Below are 17,962 nucleotides of genomic sequence, written 5' to 3'. Positions count from 1 at the left end.
GTGGATCAGACCATGCCGCCGGCCACGGCCGGCAGGATCGTGACGCTGTCGCCGTCGGTCAGCTTGGTGTCGATGCCGTCGAGGAAGCGGACGTCCTCGTCGTTGAGGTAGACGTTGACGAAGCGGCGCAGCTGGCCGTTGTCCACGATGCGGGCCTCGATCCCGGCGTGGCGCGTCTCCAGGTCGGCGAAGAGCTCGGCGAGCGTCGCACCGCTGCCCGCGACGGCCTTCTCGCCGTCGGTGTAGGTGCGGAGGATGGTCGGGATGCGGACCTCGATGGCCATGGCGTGGGCTCCTGTTTTCGGGAGTCGGGAGTGGCGTGGAAGGCGCGCGGCTGGGGCCCCCGCGCAGGCTGGTGCTTGTTGGGGCGCTCCTGGGAGACGCCCCCGCTCACATCGCGCTGGCGAGACGGCACAGGTCGACGTGCAGCCGCGCCACGAGCAGCGCGCTGCCCGGCGTCGTCACTTCGCTCACGTCGTGGGAAACCATGCGGTCATCGTATCGATTCCCGGTCCGGGTTCCGGAATGTGATCTCACATGGCGGACGTATCCCGCTCGACTGGCGGACCGGGGACGTAGACGACGGTCGGTGTTCCGGTCCTCGGATGCGGGATGACCTCGGCTTCCACCCCGTAGACGGCCGCGAGGAGGCCGGGGGTGAGGACCTCGGCCGGCGGCCCTTCGGCGACGACCCGGCCGCGCTCCAGGACGTACAGCCGGTCGCAGTAGGCGGCGGCGAGGTTGAGGTCGTGCAGGGCGAGGAGGTTGGTGGTGCCCAAGTCGCGGACGAGGCGCAGCACTTCGAGCTGGTAGCGGATGTCGAGGTGGTTGGTGGGCTCGTCCAGGACGAGGAGCGCCGGGTCCTGGACCAGGGCGCGGGCGACCAGGGCGCGCTGGCGTTCGCCGCCGGAGAGGGTGGGGTAGGGCCGGTCGGCGAGCTCGGCGATGCCGACGCGGGCGAGGGCGTCCTCGGCGCGGGCCCGGTCGGCGGCCGTGTCGCCCTCCCAGAAGCGCTTGTGCGGGGAGCGGCCGAGGGCGACCAGTTCGTGGACGGTCAGCTCGAACTCGGTGGAGCCGTCCTGCGGGACGGTCGCGATCCGGCGGGCGCGGGCCTTGGGCCCGAGGGCGGCCAGGTCGTCGCCGTCGAGCAGGACGCGTCCCGAGGTGGGGGTGAGGGTGCCGTAGACGCAGCGCAGGAGGGTGGTCTTGCCGCTGCCGTTGGGGCCGACGAGTCCGACGGTCTCGCCGGGGCGGGCGGTGAGGTCGGCGTCGTACAGCCGTGTCCCGTACGAGAGGGCTTCGGTGCGGAGTTCGGTCGTACGGGGCCGGGTGGTCATAGGGGGCCGGGTGGACATCGGGGGCGGGGTGGTCGCACGGGGCCGGGTGGTCATACCGGGCTTCCTTCCGGGCGGCGGCGCATGAGCCAGAGGAAGAAGGGGCCGCCGATGAGGGCGGTGAGGACGCCGACGGGGATGTCCTGGGGCGCCGCGACGGTCCTGGCGGCGAGGTCGGCCAGGATCAGGGCGAGCGCGCCGCCGAGCGCGGCGACCGGCAGGAGGCGGCGGTGCGGGGCGCCGACGGCCATCCGGGCGGCGTGCGGAACCATCAGGCCGACGAAGCCGACGGCTCCGCTGACGGAGACCATGACGGCGGTGACGAGGGAGGCCAGGACGAAGACGGCGGCGCGGAAGCGGGCCGTGTCCAGGCCGAGGACGGTCGCGCCCTCCTCGCCGACGAGGAGCAGGTCGAGGGGGCGGGCGAGGGCGACGAGGAGTCCGGTGCCGAGGGCGACGACGACGGCGGGTACGGCGAGGGTGTCCCAGCGGGCGCTGCCGAGGCCGCCGAGGGACCAGAACATCGCCTCCTGGAAGTGTTCCGGGCGCCGGGACAGGACGAGGAACAGGGTGCTCAGCGCCGACAGGATGTACGAGACGGCGACGCCCGCGAGGACGAGCCGGGCCCCGGTCATCGTGGAGCCGCTCCGGGCCAGGCTGTAGACGAGGACGAGGGCGAGCAGCGCGCCGGCGAAGGCCCCGGCGGGCATCGCGACGGTGCTGGTGACCCCGCCGCCGATGCCGAGGACCAGGACGAGGACGGCCCCGCTGGACGCGCCGGAGGAGATCCCGAGGAGGAAGGGGTCGGCGAGCCGGTTGCGGACGAGGGCCTGGAGGACGGCGCCGACGACGGCGAGCCCGGCGCCGACGACCGCGCCGAGCAGCACGCGCGGCAGCCGGACGTCGAGCACGATCGTGCGGAACGGGGAGGGGGCGGCGCGGCCGGTGAGGATCTCGACGACCTGTCCCACGGGTATCCGTACGGACCCGAGCGCGACCCCCGCGACGACGGCGAGGCCGAGCGCGGCGAGGAGCCCGGCGACGACGAGGACGTACCGCGCGGGCCCCTGAGCGGGGGCTCTCTGACCGGCTCCCTGAGCGGGGGCCCGCCCCGCCTTCACGGCCGCCCCCTCCCCCAGGGGCGTCACGGCCGTCACCGGGTCGGGTGGAGCTGGGCGGAGAGCTTGTCGACGGCGGCAGGGACGCGGACGCCGAGGACGGCGTCCGAGAGGGGCATGACGGCGAAGCGCTTGTTCTTGATCGCCGGGACGTCCTTGAGGGCCGGGTCGTCCAGGAGGCGCTTCTTCTTCTGCTCGACGGTCATGGAGCCGTAGTCGTAGATGACGATCACGTCGGGCTTGCGGGCGACGACCTGCTCCCAGGTCGCGTCGCCGAAGGTCTTGTCCAGGTCGGCGAAGACGTTGCGGCCGCCGGCCCGGGTGATCAGCTCGTTGCCGATGCCCTTGCCGCCCGCCGTGAACGCGGTCTTGTCGCCGCTGTCGTAGACGAAGACGGAGAGCGGGGCGACCCCCTTGAGGCGCTGCTCGGTCGCCGTGACGGTCTTCTTCGCCTCCGCGGTCCAGCGGGTGCCGCGCTCGGGGACGCCGAAGGTCCTGGCGACCTCGTCGACCTCCTGGTAGAGGTCGGCGAGGGAGGAGGCGCCGGAGGGGCAGTACTCCATGTTCAGGCGGCTGTCGATGCCCGCCTTCTGCAGGTCGTCGCGGCCGCGGCCCGCCTTGGCGTCGAAGGCGCTGGCGTAACCGCCGTAGACGAAGTCGGGGTTGGCGGCGAGCAGCGCCTCCTTGGAGGGGTACTCCTTCGCGAGCACCGGCACCGCGTCGTACGCCTTCTTGTACGCGGGCAGGATCCGGTCGTCGAGGTAGGCGGTGCCGACCAGGGACTTCTCCAGGCCGAGGGCGAGCATGACCTCGGTGACGTGCTGGTTCATGGTGACGGCCCGCTTCGGCGGCGCCTGGTAGGTCGTCTTCACACCGCAGTTGGCGACGGTGTACGGGAATCCCGGTGCGGCCTTCGCCGCGGGGTCGCTCTTCTCCGCGGGGGCCGCGCAGGCGGCGAGCAGCGGGACGAGGGCGGCGGCGGGCAGCAGGGTACGGCGGCGCCAGGTCATGGGACGAGCCTCCTCCGGGGATTTCCACGTCCCCAGTCGGTGGTGAGAGGCGGCAGGTCAGTTCCTGGCTCCCAGCGGCCGAAGTCGCTGGTCACAGTGGCGGGACCGTGCCGGATTCGCACCGGCTTCCTGGGTCCTGCCGCCCTGGTGTCGGGTCAGTCTCTCAGGCGTCGTACGCCTCGACGACCTTGACCTCCTCCTCGGTCACCACACCCTCGACGATCGTGTAGGAGCGGAACTGGAAGGGGCCCGCGCCGTCGGTGTCGGCGGTGGAGACCAGGACGTAGTGGGCGCCGGGCTCGTTCGCGTAGGTGATGTCGGTGCGCGAGGGGTAGGCCTCGGTGGCGGTGTGCGAGTGGTAGATGATCACGGGCTCTTCGTCCCGGTCGTCCATCTCGCGGTAGAGCTTCAGCAGGTCGGCCGAGTCGAACTCGTAGAACGTGGGCGAGCGCGCGGCGTTCAGCATCGGGATGAACCGCTCGGGGCGGCCGCTGCCGACGGGACCCGCGACCACACCGCAGGCCTCGTCGGGGTGGTCCGCGCGGGCGTGCTTCACGAGCTGGTCGTACAGGTCCTGGGTGATGGTCAGCATGTCCGACAGGATAAGCATGCGGGCCGCCCCGTACCGAGGAGTGGTACGGGACGGCCCGAATGCTGGACAGGTGGCCGAACGGCCAGGTGTTACGAGCGCTTGACGAAGGCCGCGCCCTGCGGGTTCCGCGCCTTCAGGATCAGGTACGAGACACCCAGGATCAGGCCCCAGAGCGGCGCGCAGTACAGCGAGATCCGCGCGTCCTTGTCGATGCCCATCATCACGATGACCATGCCGATGAAGGCGAGCGAGAAGAGGCTGAGCCAGATGCCGCCGGGGGCCTTGAAGGAGGACTGGGGCAGCTCGCCCCGGTCGGCCTTGAGGCGGAAGCGGACCTGGCAGACCAGGATCATGATCCAGGCCCACATGCCGGAGATCGTCGCGAAGGAGACGACATAGTTGAACGCCTCGCCCGGCCACTGGTAGTTGATCCAGACGCCGACCATCATCAGCCCGGCCGAGAAGGACGTGCCGACCAGCGGCAGGCCGTTCTTGGTGAGCTTGGTGAAGAACTTCGGGCCCTGGCCGTTGAGCGCGAGGTCGCGCAGCATGCGGCCGGTGGAGTACATGCCCGAGTTGCAGGAGGAGAGCGCGGCGGTCAGGACGACGAAGTTCACGATCGCGGCGCCGATGCCGAGGCCCATCTTCTCGAAGGCCGCGACGAACGGGGAGATGCCCGGCTGGAAGTGGGTCCACGGGACGACCGACAGGATCATGATCAGCGCGCCGACGTAGAAGACGGCGATGCGCCACGGGACGGTGTTGATCGCCTTCGGCAGGACGGTCTTCGGGTCCTTGGACTCGCCCGCCGTCACGCCGACGAGCTCGACCGCGAGGAAGGCGAACATGACCATCTGCAGGGTCATGAGGGTGGAGCCGATGCCCTTGGGGAAGAAGCCGCCCTCGGACCAGAGCAGGCTGATCGACGCGGTGTCACCGGCGTCGGAGAAGCCGACGGTGAGGACACCGGCGCAGATCAGGATCATGCCGACGATCGCGGTGACCTTGACCATCGAGAACCAGAACTCCAGCTCACCGAAGAGCTTGACCGAGATCAGGTTCGCGAGGAACAGGACGACCGTGAAGATCAGGGCGAAGACCCATTGCGGCTGATCGAGCCAGCCGCTGGCGTTCTTGGTCCAGTACTGCATGTACGCGGAGGCCGCGGTGACTTCGGTGATGCCGGTGACGACCCAGAAGAGCCAGTACGTCCAGCCGGTCACGAACCCCCAGAAGGGGCCGATGAACTCGCGGGCGTACTCCGAGAAGGAGCCGGACACGGGCCGGTACATGAGGAGCTCGCCGAGCGCCCGCATGATGAAGAAGATGACGAGGCCCGCGATGGCGTACGCGAGGATCAGGCTCGGTCCCGCCTTGGAGATGCCCTTGCCCGCGCCCAGGAAGAGGCCGGTTCCGATGGCGCCGCCGATCGCGATCATCTGGATCTGGCGGGCGCCGAGTGCCCGGTGGTACCCCTCGCCGTCGGCGGAGTCCGCGGCCTCATTGCCGTCGTGCTGCTTGTCGACCTGCACTGAGGTCATGTTGATGCGCCTTTCTCCACGCTGATCCCCCCGGATATGGCTGGAGTGCTACCGGCGGTCAGCCGGCCAAGCGCCCCCGGGAACATGGGTGGCGTCCCCGAGTGGTCGTGAAGATTTATCACGGGGGAAACAGTGATCGAGGTGGGGCTTTGTGGCGCACGTCACATGAAAAAGTGGTCAAAAGCCACTCAACAGGACCAGTAAGAACACTTTGGTGACGTATTCGTTATCCGGATTTGAGTGTCCGCTGAGCGAACAGAGCCCTACCGATCGGTATCGGGCGCGCCGGACATCAGATGCCGGACATCAGCGTCTCTACGAGTGACTCCTGAAGTGCGCCCAGCCAGAGGTACGCCATCACCATCGGCTTGCGCGGGTCGGAGTCGGGCAGCCGGTACAGCTCCCCGCTCTCGTCCTCGTCGGTGACCTCGAGCCGGGTCCCGATCGTCAGCCGCAGGTCGTTGAGCGCACCGAGCCAGGCCTGGGACTCGTCGGCGGTGAGCTTGAGGACCGCGCCGTCCTCGCCGGTCGGGGTGAGCGCGTCGAGGCTGCGGATCACCGCGTGGGCGTCCTGCCGCTTGCGGGCGCGCAGGTCGTTCTCGGTGAAGCGGCGGAAGTCGGCCGCCGCCGAGCGCAGCTCCTCGCTCTCGTCCGCGTACGCGTCGGGGAAGAGCCGCTTCAGCGCGGGGTCGCTCGGGGCCTCGCTCGGGCCCTCGGCGAAGAGCGCGGCCAGCGGGTCCTCGCCCTCGACGGGCTCGTCGCCCGGGCCGATCAGCTCCATGAGCTGTACGGCGAGGGAGCGCAGGATGGAGACCTCGACCTCGTCGAGCTCGACGGCGGCGCCGCCGCCGGACAGGGCCTCGAAGCGGCCCGCCATCAGCCGCGGTCCTGGGAGAGGGTCGCCCACAGGCCGTAGCCGTGCATCGCCTGCACGTCCCGCTCCATCTCCTCGCGCGTACCGCTGGAGACCACCGCGCGGCCCTTGTTGTGCACGTCGAGCATCAGCTTGTGCGCCTTGTCCTTGGAGTAACCGAAGTACGCCTGGAAGACGTAGGTCACATAGCTCATCAGATTGACCGGATCGTTGTGGACGAGAGTCACCCACGGCACGTCCGGCTCCACGACGGCGAAGGTCTCTTCTGCCGATTCCGTGCGTTCGATCTCAATTGGCGCGACGCTCACTCACCCCATGCTGCCACCTCGACACGGGCGTCGCACAAACGGGTCAGCCCCCGCGCCTAGAAATCGTCACTCTGACGATTTCTGCGCTAGCATCGCTGACATGAACGCTGCGGACCTTGGGCTCCCGGTGGACGTGCCGTCGACCGCGCTCTTCACCGACCAGTACGAGCTGACCATGCTCCAAGCGGCCCTCAGGGGCGGCACCGCCGACCGGCGGTCCGTCTTCGAGGTCTTCACCCGTCGTCTGCCCGAGGGCCGGCGCTACGGCGTGGTGGCGGGCATCGGACGGGTCCTCGACGCCGTCGAGAACTTCCGCTTCGACGCGGACGTACTCGGCTTCCTGCGCGAGCAGTCCATCGTGGACGAGCCGACGCTCCAGTGGCTGGCCGCCTACCGCTTCTCGGGTGACATCTGGGGCTACCCCGAGGGCGAGGTGTACTTCCCCGGCTCCCCGATCCTGCGGGTCGAGGGCTCCTTCGCGGAGTGCGTGCTCCTGGAGACCGTGATCCTGTCGATCCTCAACCACGACTCGGCCATCGCGGCGGCCGCCTCCCGGATGTCGGGGGCGGCCGGCGGTCGGCGGCTCATCGAGATGGGCGCCCGCCGGACCCACGAGCTGGCCGCCGTCGCCTCCGCCCGCGCGGCCTACGTCGGCGGCTTCGAGGCCACCTCCGACCTCGCCGCCGGCTTCCGCTACGGCATCCCGACCGTCGGCACCTCCGCGCACGCCTTCACCCTGCTGCACGACAGCGAGCGGGACGCGTTCCAGGCCCAGGTGGAGACCCTCGGCCGCGGTACGACGCTGCTCGTCGACACCTATGACGTGGCCGAGGCCGTCCGTACCGCCGTCGAGGTGGCGGGCACGGAGCTCGGAGCCGTACGCATCGACTCCGGGGACCTGCTGCTCGTGGCGCACCGGGTGCGGGCGCAGCTGGACGAGCTGGGCGCGACGAACACCAAGATCGTGGTCACCTCCGACCTGGACGAGTACGCCATCGCCTCGCTGGCGGCGGCGCCGGTCGACGCGTACGGGGTGGGCACGCAGCTGGTCACCGGCAGCGGGCACCCGACCTGCTCGATGGTCTACAAGCTGGTCGCCCGCGCCCAGTCGGCCGATCCGAAGGCGCCGCTGACGGCGGTCGCCAAGAAGTCGCTCGGCGGCAAGGCCTCGGTCGGCGGCCGCAAGTGGGCGGCCCGGCGGACGGACGCCGAGGGCGTCGCGGAGGCCGAGGTCGTGGGCACCGGACCGGTCCCGGCCGAGCTCGCCGACCGGCAGCTCCTGGTCGAGCTGGTGAAGGGCGGCGACGTGGTCGCCCGCGAGCCGCTGGAGGCGGCCAGGGCCCGGCACATCGCGGCCCGCGCCGGGCTGCCGATGTCGGCGATGCAGCTGTCGCGGGGCGAGCCGGTGCTCCCGACGGAGTACGCGTAGCGCCGTCCTTGTAACACCCTGCGAGGCCCCCTCCCGAAGGGAGGGGGAAGTCTCTAGGCTCGATGCCATTCCCCCGTCCGGTCCCTTGCTCGAAACTCTCTCCGTTCCCGCCGCCGGCCCACCGAAGGACACCCGCCATGCACCGCGCATTGATCGTCGTGGACGTTCAGAACGACTTCTGCGAGGGCGGCAGCCTCGCGGTGACGGGGGGAGCGGATGTCGCCGCCGCCATCACCGACCTGGTCGGGGAGGCGGCGGGCGCCGCGTACCAGCACGTCGTGGCCACCCGCGACCACCACGTCGACCCGGGTGACCACTTCTCCGACTCCCCGAACTACGTCACCTCCTGGCCCGTGCACTGCGTCGCCGGGACCGAGGGCGTCGGCTTCCACCCGAACTTCGCGCCGGCGGTCGCCTCCGGGGCGATCGACGCGGTCTTCGACAAGGGCGCGTACGAGGCGGCGTACAGCGGCTTCGAGGGGCGCGACGAGAACGGGATGTCCCTCGCCGAGTGGCTGCGGGCGCACGACGTGGACGAGGTCGACGTCGTGGGGATCGCGACGGACCACTGCGTACGGGCGACGGCCCTGGACGCGGCCCGGGAGGGGTTCCGTACGCAGGTCCTGCTCGACCTGACGGCGGGCGTCGCGAAGGAGACGACCGAACGGGCCCTGGAGGAGCTGCGCGGCGCCGGGGTGGAACTCACGGGCAAGCCCGTCGTCTAGAGGAGACAGGCGGACACACCCTCCGAAGCGGACGAGCCCTGTCCGGTGGTCCTCCGGGCAGGGCTTCGTCCGGTCCTCCGGGCAGGGCTTCATTCGGACAGGGCGCGCCATTCGGCCAATGAATTGACAGGGCCATGACATTTCAACATCCCTGTGGGACCTTCCATGGCGCGCGCACTCCCCCACAGCACTTGGCCAGAAGGAGCGACATGAGGCACCTGGCGAAACTCTCGTGCGTCACCGCCTTGATCATCGGAGCCACCGCCGCGGCGTCCACGGCGGCGACCGCCCTCGGTCCCACCGCCGACCAGCAGGTCGACGGCGTGATCGTCGTCGCGGGCAACACCTGCACCTGGACCAACGCTCGGACCAGCGCCAACCCGCCCACCGCGCTGACCATCGACCGCACCACGATCAACAAGCCGGGCGGCAACCTGGCCTGCGGCGGCGGCATCACCGCCACCCTCAACAACAACCCCACGGTCACCTTCGACGACGCGGCCGGCACCGCCAAGGCCGACGTCATCGACATCTCGGGGCAGCAGAGCTTCGTCTCCTGCCGCTACAAGGCGTCGAACATCGTGTGGAACCGCGACGGCGCCACCCGCAAGTACGTGAACCAGGCGTTCACCGCGACGAAGACCTCCGGCAGCTTCCTCTGCCCGGGCTCGGTCACCACCGCCGCGGGCGACGCCTCGCTGCTCTTCCGCTGACAGCCCCCGACGGCCCTAGGAGGCCGTGGGCAGGCTCCGTATCGGGTGCCACAGCTCCTGGGCCGTGCCAGGGCTCGAGCGCCACAGCAGGCCGTCCGGGTGGTGGAGGACGGCGGTGATCTCGTCGGGGGTCGGGGGTTCCGCGTTGCCCCGGAGGTAGACGGCGCGAAGCCCCAGGTTCCGCAGCCGGGTCAGGGCGCGGGCACGGTTCGCCGCGTGGACCAGGAAGCGGACCGTGGCCCCGTCGCCTGCCGGGCTCGGGAGCCCTATCGCGACGACCACACTGCCGCCTGGCAACTTGCAGAAACCTCCACCGGGCATGCCGAAACCACTCCCCCTGTGCGTTGATGTCAATAAGGAACGTCAAAAGCGCGGTCAGACGCACCTAAACACGATCGGCCGCCGCCCGCTAGAGGGCGACGGCCGATCATGCTTTGACCTGCAGCGATGCAGATTACTTCGTGGACGGACCCACCTGGACGGTGATCGTCTCGCCGTTCTTCGGCTCCTTGACGACCGCGATCTTGGTGTTGGTGTCAGTTACCTGGACACCGGCCCGCTCGGTCTGGGTGTACCAGTACGTGCCCCGCCGGTCGTCGAAGACCGGGACGCCGGGCTGCGACTTCACCCACGCCGGCACGCCCGCCTTGTGCAGCCGGATCGCGTCGGTGCGGTAGGTGCCGAACGTCGAGTCGTACGCCTGGACGCGGTTGCGCATCAGGGTGCCGTCGGCGTTCTTCAGCGGCGTCGGGTGCGCGTCGATCGGAAGGATCAGACCCTGGCCGGGGTGGACGGCCGTGTTGTTGTCCTTCTGCGAGGTGTCCCACAGCCAGATCAGCAGGCCGTTCTGGTACGGGTAGTGCTCGACCCAGCTGGCCTTGTCACCCGCGAAACCGAAGTTGTACGGGCCGACCTTGAGGGTCGCGTCGTACGACACGTACTGACGGTTCTCCGCGAGGTAGTACTGCTCGTACGACTTCGTGAAGCCCTTGCCGATGCGCGAGAAGCCCTTCGCGGTCCAGCCGTTGTCGCCGCCCTCGACGGTGTCCGAGAAGACCGGGGCACCGTCGGCGGTCAGCGTGATGGCGTCGGCCGCGAAGCCCTTGCCGCCGGCGCCGCCGTCCGTCTGGTAGCGGAAGCGGAGGTCGAACTTCTTGCCCGCGTAGGCGTCCAGCGGGAAGACGAGCGGCTTGTACGCGCCGGAGACGTCGGTCAGCGCCGGGGCGCCGCTCGCGTCGCGCGGCAGCGGCTTGCCGTCCACCGTGCCGTCCAGGGCGGTCCAGTTGGCGCCACCGTCCGTCGACACCTCGGTGTAGAGGTAGTCGTAGTCCAGCTCGATGTCGTACCAGCCCTTGAGCTCAAGGGTGGCCTTCGACTTGCCGGTCAGGTCGACCGAACGGGTCAGGGTGTTCTTGAGGTCGTCACCCATGCCGCTCCACCACTGCGTGGCACCCTCGGCGGGCGCGACGACATCGGTGGTGACCTGCTTCTTCGGCAGCTCGACGACAAGCGCCTGCGGGTTCTTGGTGTTGTACTCGGCCACGCCCAGCTTGTGGGTGGACTTCGTACCGCGCTGCTCGTTGCTCACCTTGGTGTAGTTGAGCCAGCCGAGCTGCAGCTTGTCCCAGGCGGTCATGTCGCCGGGCAGGTCGCCGATGGACTCCTTGCCCCGGCCGAGCCAGGAGCCGGAGGACATCAGGGACCAGAAGCCGGTGGAGTTCTCGGCACCGGGCTTGCCGGAGGTGTCGTACAGGTCCGGCAGACCGAGGTCGTGACCGTACTCGTGGGCGAAGACGCCGAGGCCGCCGTTCTCCGGCTGCATCGTGTAGTCGCCGACCCAGATGCCGGTGCTGCCGACCTGCGTGCCGCCGGACTTGTTGTTCGCCGGACCGGTCTTGCCCGCGTCCGTGCCGTACGCGTACCAGCGGTGGGCCCACAGGGCGTCGCCGCCCTGGGCGCCGCCGCCCGCCGACTCGTCCTCGCCCGCGTGGACGATCTGGAAGTGGTCGATGTAGCCGTCGGCCTCGTTGAAGTTGCCGTCGCCGTCGAAGTCGTACCGGTCCCACTGGTCGTACTGGGCGATGTCCGCCTTGATCTGGGCGTCGGTGCGGCCCTTGGCCTTCTGGTCCGCGGTCCACGCGGTGACACCGTCGCGGACGGCGTCCCAGACGTTGGCGCAGTTGCTGTTGCCGCAGTAGTTCGAGCCGTAACGGGCCTCGTTGTACTCGACCTTGACCCAGTCCGAGACGCCGCCCTCGACCGAGTACCGGCCGGAGGAGGTCTTCTCCATGTAGGTCTTCAGGGACTGCTTCGGCTGGCCCTTCTTGTCCTTGCCGGTGCCGAAGTACAGGTCCTGGAAGTGCTGCTGGTTGTAGTCCTTCTGCCAGGCCGTCGAGTTGTCCGTCGAACGGTCCGGCTCGGCTATCCGGTTGTGCAGCGGACCGGGCGTGCCGCCGAACTTCGGCTTCGGCTCGGTGGTGTCGTCGTCGGCGCGGTCGACCAGCGTCGTGCTGTCGACCTTGTCGCCGAACTCGACGAGGATCGTGAAGATCTTGTCGGTCTTCTCCCGGCCCAGCTCGACGTACTTCTTGCTGTCGAGCTTGACGACCTGGGAGCCCCCGCGGCGCTCGACCTTGGTCTCGCCGCTGAGCACCTGCTCCAGGGCGGCCTTGCGCTGCTGCTCCTGCTGCTTGCTGTACGGACCTTCGAGGTCGTGGTCCACCGCGGTCTTGTCCACGCCGGAGCCCGGGGCCGGGTCCTGGCGGACCTCGGCGGGGTTCACGGTCGAGTGGCTGTCGGCCCAGGCGGTGGTGAAGGTCGAGGCGGTGGCGGCGGTGGCCGCGAGCGCCACGACGACTGCGGACGTCTTGATCGCCCGTCGTCTGATGGTCACTTGATGTTGTCCTCCCCGGCGCCCGCGGCCGCGGACCGGAGGTGGGGCTGTCCGCAGACGGGTACGCGCGTCACAAGTGACGACATTCGACCGGAGTTACGCCTGAAAAGACAGTCCTTGACTTGAACAGACCAACTGCACTATGTAGAAGTCGATTTCCGTTATCCGGACGGTCACCAGGCGCACCAGAGGGGGACATTCGGGGAATCGGTGACTCCATGCGCCCCCCGTGCACCCACACCGTGGGTTAGGTCACGCTTACTACCCGTTTCGCTCGGGCATCCACCGTCGTAGAGTCGCTCGGTAGTGCGACCAGCCGATGCATCGAGGGATCGAGGGACGGTACCCGTCATGCCGCGTCCGAACGCCGCACAGCTCGCCTACGGTTCGGCCACCGTCGTCTTCTCGACCGTCGCCCTGCTGTTGCTGTCCCGCACCACGAACGCACTGGGCATCGTCGTGATCAGCGCCGCCGGGCTGCTGCTCGGCGCGCTCGTCGCGATGACGATGCCGGCCCGCCGCAGGACGCCGGCGGCGCCCACGGCGCCCGTCGCGCCCGCGACGCCCGCAGCGCCCCTCCCCCTGACGGACGAGATCCGGGTACCGGCCGTCCGCGTGGGTGCGGGGGCCGATACCCGGATCGGTTCGAACTCGTAGCGCTGTCGCGCTGCTCCACTGCCGCTACGGCTGCACGGCCACCACCACGGTTTTCGCCGCCTTGTCGTGCAGACCCTGCTTGTAGGGCTTGTCGACCAGGATCAGGATGAGCAGGAGCAGCGGCCACAGGCAGGCGCAGCAGATCAGCGCGGGCAGCCAGAGCACGACGGCGCGGATCAGCGCGGCGTTCATCGGCGGCGTGGAGCCGTCGTTGAGCATCGCGACCCGCAGCTTCATCCACTTCTTGCCGAGCGTCTGGCCCTGCTTCGCCGTCATCAGGGTGTCGTAGGCGACGTACGCGACGATGGTGATCAGCTGGAAGACGAGACCGCTGCCGGTGCTGGTCGCGCTGATGGCGTCGCCGAAGTCGTCGTTGTCGGTCGCCCGGTCGTAGACGTCGAACGGGATCCCGATGATCGCGAGCGGGACGGCGATGAGCAGCCAGTCGACGATCCTCGCGAGGATGCGCTTGCCGGAGTCGGCGAGCGGGGGCATCCCTGCGAGCGGGTCCGCCCCGCCGTAGCCGCCTCCGCCGCCGTAGGGCTGGCCGTACGGCGGGGGCGGCGGCGGAGCGTTGTCGTACGGCGAACCGGGCGGCGATCCCGGCGGCGGACCACCGGGGGGCGGGCCGCCCGGGGGCGGTCCTTCGGGGGGAGGCGGCTCGCTCCCGTACGGAGAGCCCGCCGACGGCGGCGTGGGCTCCTGCGGCTTCTTGAGGAACGGGTCGTCCTCGGGCGGCTGGCCGGGCGTCGGCTGGTCGTTGCTCATGGGGGCAGTGCATCCCGCGCGGCGGGCGCCCGCAAGGAATCGCCCCCCGTTCGAGGGACCGCCGTACGGGACGAGGGACCGCCGTACGGGACCCTCCGCGGGGTCCTGTGCGGCCGGCCCCTCGTCAGGGGGCCCGGCTAGCCGGACACGAAGGTGTGGGCCGCCTTGTCGTGCCAGCACTGCCGCCACGGGCGGTCGAAGAGGCACCAGAGGACGTTGAGGACGCCGATCACCAGAAGCCCGAGGACGCTGTAGACGAGCCAGCGGCGCAGGGCCCCGCCGAACGTCGGCGGCTCGTGCGCCTCGATGTCCCGCACCTGGAGACCGCAGAGCTTCTTGCCGAGCGTACGGCCCCACTTGGCGGTGGGCAGCGCCTCGTACAGGACGCCGAGGACGAGCAGGGCGCCGAGCGCGATGCCGAAGTTGACGGAGGTGGTGCCGTCCAGGAGCCAGACCTGGACGGTGGTGCCGGTCTGCTTGGCCGCCTCGATCTTGGCGTCGATGTGGTCGAGCGCGGTCGTGACGAAGGGGAACGCCGCCGCGCCCGCCAGCGCGCCGAGGACGAGGGTGTCGATGATCCGGGCGACGAGGCGCTTCCCGAGCCCGGCGGGCCGCGCGGCGGCCTGGGCCCGGGCGGCCCGCAGGAACGGGTCCTCGACGGGCGGCTTCCAGGGCAGGACGGGCTGCTCGCCCTCGCCGGACGTGGTGGCGGGCTGCGCGAGCTGCTGCACCTGCTGCGGCCACGAAGCGGCCCCACCCCCGGGGCCGGCGGCGACGGGGGCGACGGGCGTGGCGGGGGCTGCGGCGACGGGCGCGGGGGTTAGGGGGCTGGGGGTGACGGGCGCGGGCGCCTGCACGGGCACGTGCGAGACCGGAGCCGCCTGCGCTGCGGGCGCCCCGGCGGCCCCTGGCTGCGGGGCGAAGGGCCCCTGCGCGCCGTGGGGGCTCTGAGCACCGTGAGCCCCGGGGACACCCTGGGGGCCCTGCGCGGGCGTGACGGCCTGCGGGGCCGGGGTGGTCTGCGGGGCGTACGGGGTCTGCGAAGCCTGCGGCGGAGCGGACGACGGGCCCTGCGCGCGGATGGTCATCGTGCCCTCGGGGACGGGGGCGTTCGGTCGGCGTACGCCGGGGAGGGCGCCGCCCGTCGGGTCGGCGGACTGCGACGCCGGGGTCACCGGCATCCCGCCCAGCCGCGCCTGCGGCCCGGGGTCGGCGGACACGCGGGGGTCCCGCGCACCAGGCACCGGACTCGGCGACGGACCCGCCGCCTGACCGGCCGAAGGACCTGCCGCCTGACCCGCCGACGGACCCGGCGCCTGACCGGCCGACTGCTCGGGGGAACCCCAGGAGACCTTCTGGTCGCGGTCGCCGCCGAAGCCGGTCTGCCGGGAGACGTCCGCCTGCCACGCCGAAGCGGGCTCGGGCTCGGGCTCGGAGGCGGAGGCGTCCGGCTCCTCGTCGAAGAAGACAGGACCCGTCTCCTCCACGGCGGGCACCGCGGGCGCGGGCGCCGGGTTCGGGGCCAAGGCCGGCCCCGCGGGCGCGGCCGAGGCCGGAGCGGCCGGCGGCATCTCGCCCTCCTTGGGGGAGGGCCGGCTCGTCCCGGGTACCCAGGCGCCCCCGTTCCAGTACCGGATGTATCCGGGAATGGAGGGGTCCGGGTAGTACCCGGCCTGCGGTACCTCCCCGCCGGCTCCAGGAGGAGTAGCCACTGCCCCGACTCCGTTCCGTGACGACGCTTCTACGACTGAGGGCCCTCGGCCCAAGGAGGACAGTAACGAAGAACGGCGCCGCAAGAAGAAAGAGGCCACGAGAAACCCGCCTTCGAGCGACATACCCACAGAACCCGCGACTCACCGTCACGTTCAGGCCGACGATCCCCCCCGCGAAGCCCTCCCCCGACCCCCTCCACGGCCCCGGACCAAGGCCCGGAAGAGCTCCCGAAAAAATCTCCTGAGAAAACTTCCCGAAGTCGCGTAATGACCGGCGACCACCGCGCTCTCTCCTTGTGCGGGCCCGCCAGGGGCCCCACACCGGAGAGGACGTACCGCCATGCAGAACACCGAGAACACCGTCGTCGAGCGCGAGCTGGAGCTGAAGCTGGTGCTCTCCCCCGAGCGTTCCATCCCCGTCCCGGCCCGCCTCGCCTACCGTACGGACGACCCGTACGCCGTCCACATCACCTTCCACATCGGCTCGGAGTACCCGGTCGACTGGACCTTCGCCCGCGAACTGCTCGTCGAGGGCGTCTTCCGGGCCTGCGGGCACGGCGACGTCCGGATCTGGCCCACGAAGGTCGACGGCCGCAACGTCGTCCTGATGGCGCTCTCCTCCCCCGACGGCGACGCGCTCCTGGAGGCGCCCTCCGCGCAGGTGTCCGCCTGGCTGGAGCGGACCCTGCGCGCCGTCCCGCCGGGCACCGAGTCCGAGCAGCTCGGCATCGACGACGGCCTGGCCGAACTGCTCGCCACCACCTCCGTCGCCGACGACCTGTGGCTGCGCGACCCGTGGCCGTCGGACGAGTCGCAGGACGGTGACGTATGAACATGCGCCCGAGCCTGAGCTTGATCCTGAGGGGAAGTCCTACGCACTCGGGGGCTTCGCCGTCAGAAGAGCTTCCCGGGGTTCAGGATCCCGAGCGGGTCGAAGGTCCGCTTGATGCCCCGCTGCATCTCCACCCCCACCGGCCCCAACTCCCGCGCCAGCCACTCCTTCTTCAAAGTCCCCACACCGTGCTCGCCGGTGATCGTGCCGCCCAGCTCCAGGCCGAGCGCCATGATCTCGTCGAAGGACTCCCGCGCCCGCCGCGACTCGTCCTCGTCCGCGTGGTCGAAGCAGACGACGGGATGGGTGTTGCCGTCGCCCGCGTGCGCGCAGACGCCGATGGTCAGGTCGTACTTGGCGGCGATGGCGGCCGTGCCGTCGAGCATCGCCGCGAGCTTGGTGCGCGGTACGCACACGTCGTCGATCATCGTCGCGGGCTTGACCGTCTCGAGCGCGGTGAGCGACAACCGACGGGCTTGGAGGAGCAGTTCGGACTCGGCGGCGTCCTCGGCCGGTACGACCTGGGTGGCCCCGGCCGCCACGCACAGCTCCCCGACGGCGGCCAGATCGGCAGCCGGGTCCGGGGTGTCGAAGGCGCACAGGAGCAGCGCCTCCGTGGTGGTGGGCAGCCCCATGTTCGCCAGCTTGTTGACGGCGCGGATGGTGGTGCCGTCCATCAGCTCCAGCAGGGACGGCGTATGGCCGCGCTCCATGATCGCGCAGACGGCCTCGCAGGCGGCCGCCGAAGAGGGGAACTCGGCGGCCAGCGCGAGCTGCTGGGGCGGTCGCGGCCGCAGCGCGAGGGTCGCCCCGACGACGATGCCGAGACTGCCCTCCGAGCCGACGAAGAGCCTGGTCAGGTCATATCCGGCGACGCCCTTGGCGGTGCGCCGGCCGGTGGAGAGCAGCCGGCCGTCGGCGAGGACGACGTCCAGACCGAGGACGTACTCCGCCGTCACCCCGTACTTCACGCAGCACAGACCGCCGGACGCGGTGCCGATGTTGCCGCCGATGGTGCACATCTCCCAGCTGGAGGGGTCCGGCGGGTAAGAGAGGCCGTGTTCGTCGACGGCCCGGGAGAGGACGGCGTTGACGACGCCCGGTTCGACGACGGCGATCCGGTCGACCGGGTTGATCTCCAGGATCCGGTCCATCTTGACCAGGGACAGCACGATGCAGCCGTCGGAGGCGTTCGCGGCGCCTGACAGGCCGGTGCGCGCGCCCTGCGGGACGACCGGGACACGCAGCGCGGTCGCCGTGCGCATGACGTGCTGGACCTGCTCGACGGTGCGCGGGAGCACGACGACCGCGGGGGTGCCGGCCGCGCAGAAGCTCGCCATGTCGTTCGCGTAGGAGGCGGTGACGTCCGGGTCGGTGATCAGCGCCTCGGCGGGAAGGCCCGAACGCAGGTCCGCGTGGAGCCTCGTCAGAAGATCGTCCATGCGTCCAGCGTGGC

The 17,962-nt window shown here is 70.6% G+C and carries 19 protein-coding genes and 1 riboswitch; of the genes, 5 read left to right on the top strand and 14 right to left on the bottom strand.

Annotation, left to right across the window (positions count from 1 at the left end):
• Positions 1-5 precede the first annotated feature (5 nt).
• From ACGFYP_RS17495 to clpS, 9 genes are all read right to left on the bottom strand, one after another.
• Complete coding sequence (locus tag ACGFYP_RS17495; protein WP_361962638.1) at positions 6-284, bottom strand: MoaD/ThiS family protein; 279 nt, start codon at positions 282-284, stop codon at positions 6-8.
• 106 nt (positions 285-390) lie between these two features.
• Positions 391-489, bottom strand: coding sequence for a putative leader peptide (locus ACGFYP_RS17490; RefSeq protein WP_361962636.1), 99 nt, complete (start codon positions 487-489; stop codon positions 391-393).
• Between the two features lie 44 nt (positions 490-533).
• Positions 534-1,337 (bottom strand): ABC transporter ATP-binding protein, encoded by an 804-nt coding sequence (locus tag ACGFYP_RS17485; RefSeq protein ID WP_393494323.1) that lies wholly within the window; start codon positions 1,335-1,337, stop codon positions 534-536.
• Positions 1,338-1,387: 50 nt separating this feature from the next.
• Complete coding sequence (locus ACGFYP_RS17480; protein ID WP_393494320.1) at positions 1,388-2,473, bottom strand: FecCD family ABC transporter permease; 1,086 nt, start codon at positions 2,471-2,473, stop codon at positions 1,388-1,390.
• Positions 2,474-2,487: 14 nt separating this feature from the next.
• Positions 2,488-3,462, bottom strand: a complete 975-nt coding sequence (locus ACGFYP_RS17475) for an ABC transporter substrate-binding protein (RefSeq protein ID WP_393493697.1) — start codon at positions 3,460-3,462, stop codon at positions 2,488-2,490.
• A gap of 58 nt (positions 3,463-3,520) precedes the next feature.
• A riboswitch (cobalamin riboswitch) is annotated at positions 3,521-3,594 on the bottom strand.
• A gap of 31 nt (positions 3,595-3,625) precedes the next feature.
• On the bottom strand, positions 3,626-4,054 hold the full coding sequence (locus tag ACGFYP_RS17470; protein ID WP_361962627.1) for a M67 family metallopeptidase: 429 nt from the start codon (positions 4,052-4,054) through the stop codon (positions 3,626-3,628).
• A gap of 89 nt (positions 4,055-4,143) precedes the next feature.
• Positions 4,144-5,595 (bottom strand): amino acid permease, encoded by a 1,452-nt coding sequence (locus tag ACGFYP_RS17465; protein WP_361962625.1) that lies wholly within the window; start codon positions 5,593-5,595, stop codon positions 4,144-4,146.
• Positions 5,596-5,887: 292 nt separating this feature from the next.
• A complete protein-coding gene (locus ACGFYP_RS17460) occupies positions 5,888-6,472 on the bottom strand; it encodes a DUF2017 domain-containing protein (RefSeq protein WP_393493693.1) in 585 nt (194 codons plus the stop codon).
• Positions 6,472-6,777, bottom strand: a complete 306-nt coding sequence (clpS, locus tag ACGFYP_RS17455) for an ATP-dependent Clp protease adapter ClpS (RefSeq protein WP_361962621.1) — start codon at positions 6,775-6,777, stop codon at positions 6,472-6,474. Before clpS ends, ACGFYP_RS17460 begins: the two co-directional genes overlap by 1 nt.
• A gap of 100 nt (positions 6,778-6,877) precedes the next feature.
• On the opposite strand from clpS, the gene ACGFYP_RS17450 reads away from it, so the two are divergent.
• The 3 genes from ACGFYP_RS17450 to ACGFYP_RS17440 all read left to right on the top strand — a co-directional run bounded on the left by ACGFYP_RS17450 (position 6,878) and on the right by ACGFYP_RS17440 (position 9,644).
• On the top strand, positions 6,878-8,206 hold the full coding sequence (locus ACGFYP_RS17450) for a nicotinate phosphoribosyltransferase (RefSeq protein WP_393493690.1): 1,329 nt from the start codon (positions 6,878-6,880) through the stop codon (positions 8,204-8,206).
• Between the two features lie 137 nt (positions 8,207-8,343).
• Positions 8,344-8,931, top strand: a complete 588-nt coding sequence (locus ACGFYP_RS17445; protein ID WP_393493687.1) for an isochorismatase family protein — start codon at positions 8,344-8,346, stop codon at positions 8,929-8,931.
• 209 nt (positions 8,932-9,140) lie between these two features.
• Positions 9,141-9,644 carry a hypothetical protein gene (locus ACGFYP_RS17440; protein ID WP_361962615.1) on the top strand — a complete coding sequence of 168 codons (504 nt, stop codon included), beginning with the start codon at positions 9,141-9,143 and terminating at the stop codon, positions 9,642-9,644.
• Between the two features lie 15 nt (positions 9,645-9,659).
• On the opposite strand, the gene ACGFYP_RS17435 is transcribed toward ACGFYP_RS17440, so the two are convergent.
• A complete protein-coding gene (locus ACGFYP_RS17435) occupies positions 9,660-9,965 on the bottom strand; it encodes a hypothetical protein (RefSeq protein WP_361962613.1) in 306 nt (101 codons plus the stop codon).
• Between the two features lie 133 nt (positions 9,966-10,098).
• A complete protein-coding gene (locus ACGFYP_RS17430) occupies positions 10,099-12,537 on the bottom strand; it encodes an immune inhibitor A domain-containing protein (protein ID WP_393493682.1) in 2,439 nt (812 codons plus the stop codon).
• A gap of 351 nt (positions 12,538-12,888) precedes the next feature.
• Between ACGFYP_RS17430 and ACGFYP_RS17425 the strand changes: the two genes are divergently transcribed.
• The gene (locus ACGFYP_RS17425) at positions 12,889-13,194 is read left to right on the top strand and encodes a hypothetical protein (protein WP_393493679.1); all 306 of its coding nucleotides are present in this window, start codon (positions 12,889-12,891) and stop codon (positions 13,192-13,194) included.
• 24 nt (positions 13,195-13,218) lie between these two features.
• Here ACGFYP_RS17425 and ACGFYP_RS17420 read toward each other — a convergent pair whose 3' ends face one another.
• Entirely contained in the window at positions 13,219-13,962 is a 744-nt protein-coding gene (locus ACGFYP_RS17420; RefSeq protein WP_393493676.1) for an RDD family protein, read from the bottom strand.
• Between the two features lie 137 nt (positions 13,963-14,099).
• A complete protein-coding gene (locus ACGFYP_RS17415) occupies positions 14,100-15,674 on the bottom strand; it encodes an RDD family protein (protein ID WP_393493673.1) in 1,575 nt (524 codons plus the stop codon).
• Positions 15,675-16,014: 340 nt separating this feature from the next.
• Between ACGFYP_RS17415 and ACGFYP_RS17410 the strand changes: the two genes are divergently transcribed.
• Positions 16,015-16,506, top strand: coding sequence for an SsgA family sporulation/cell division regulator (locus ACGFYP_RS17410; RefSeq protein WP_393493670.1), 492 nt, complete (start codon positions 16,015-16,017; stop codon positions 16,504-16,506).
• Positions 16,507-16,568: 62 nt separating this feature from the next.
• Here ACGFYP_RS17410 and ACGFYP_RS17405 read toward each other — a convergent pair whose 3' ends face one another.
• Entirely contained in the window at positions 16,569-17,948 is a 1,380-nt protein-coding gene (locus tag ACGFYP_RS17405; RefSeq protein WP_393493667.1) for an FAD-binding oxidoreductase, read from the bottom strand.
• Between the last annotated feature and the right edge of the window lie 14 nt (positions 17,949-17,962).

The sequence above is a fragment of the Streptomyces sp. NPDC048370 genome, from assembly GCF_043200825.1.
Lineage (GTDB): Bacteria > Actinomycetota > Actinomycetes > Streptomycetales > Streptomycetaceae > Streptomyces.
Note: the sequence above shows the minus strand (reverse complement) of the source record. Positions and strands in the feature narration are given on the sequence as shown.

Bases quoted from the DNA above. Each gene is read 5' to 3' on its own strand.
- ACGFYP_RS17495 (WP_361962638.1), bottom strand. From the start codon at position 284: ATGGCCATCGAGGTCCGCATCCCGACCATCCTCCGCACCTACACCGAC.
- ACGFYP_RS17490 (WP_361962636.1), bottom strand. From the start codon at position 489: ATGGTTTCCCACGACGTGAGCGAAGTGACGACGCCGGGCAGCGCGCTG.
- ACGFYP_RS17485 (WP_393494323.1), bottom strand. From the start codon at position 1,337: ATGACCACCCGGCCCCGTACGACCGAACTCCGCACCGAAGCCCTCTCG.
- ACGFYP_RS17475 (WP_393493697.1), bottom strand. From the start codon at position 3,462: ATGACCTGGCGCCGCCGTACCCTGCTGCCCGCCGCCGCCCTCGTCCCG.
- ACGFYP_RS17470 (WP_361962627.1), bottom strand. From the start codon at position 4,054: ATGCTGACCATCACCCAGGACCTGTACGACCAGCTCGTGAAGCACGCC.
- ACGFYP_RS17465 (WP_361962625.1), bottom strand. From the start codon at position 5,595: ATGACCTCAGTGCAGGTCGACAAGCAGCACGACGGCAATGAGGCCGCG.
- ACGFYP_RS17460 (WP_393493693.1), bottom strand. From the start codon at position 6,472: ATGGCGGGCCGCTTCGAGGCCCTGTCCGGCGGCGGCGCCGCCGTCGAG.
- ACGFYP_RS17450 (WP_393493690.1), top strand. From the start codon at position 6,878: ATGAACGCTGCGGACCTTGGGCTCCCGGTGGACGTGCCGTCGACCGCG.
- ACGFYP_RS17445 (WP_393493687.1), top strand. From the start codon at position 8,344: ATGCACCGCGCATTGATCGTCGTGGACGTTCAGAACGACTTCTGCGAG.
- ACGFYP_RS17440 (WP_361962615.1), top strand. From the start codon at position 9,141: ATGAGGCACCTGGCGAAACTCTCGTGCGTCACCGCCTTGATCATCGGA.
- ACGFYP_RS17435 (WP_361962613.1), bottom strand. From the start codon at position 9,965: ATGCCCGGTGGAGGTTTCTGCAAGTTGCCAGGCGGCAGTGTGGTCGTC.
- ACGFYP_RS17425 (WP_393493679.1), top strand. From the start codon at position 12,889: ATGCCGCGTCCGAACGCCGCACAGCTCGCCTACGGTTCGGCCACCGTC.
- ACGFYP_RS17420 (WP_393493676.1), bottom strand. From the start codon at position 13,962: ATGAGCAACGACCAGCCGACGCCCGGCCAGCCGCCCGAGGACGACCCG.
- ACGFYP_RS17410 (WP_393493670.1), top strand. From the start codon at position 16,015: ATGCAGAACACCGAGAACACCGTCGTCGAGCGCGAGCTGGAGCTGAAG.
- ACGFYP_RS17405 (WP_393493667.1), bottom strand. From the start codon at position 17,948: ATGGACGATCTTCTGACGAGGCTCCACGCGGACCTGCGTTCGGGCCTT.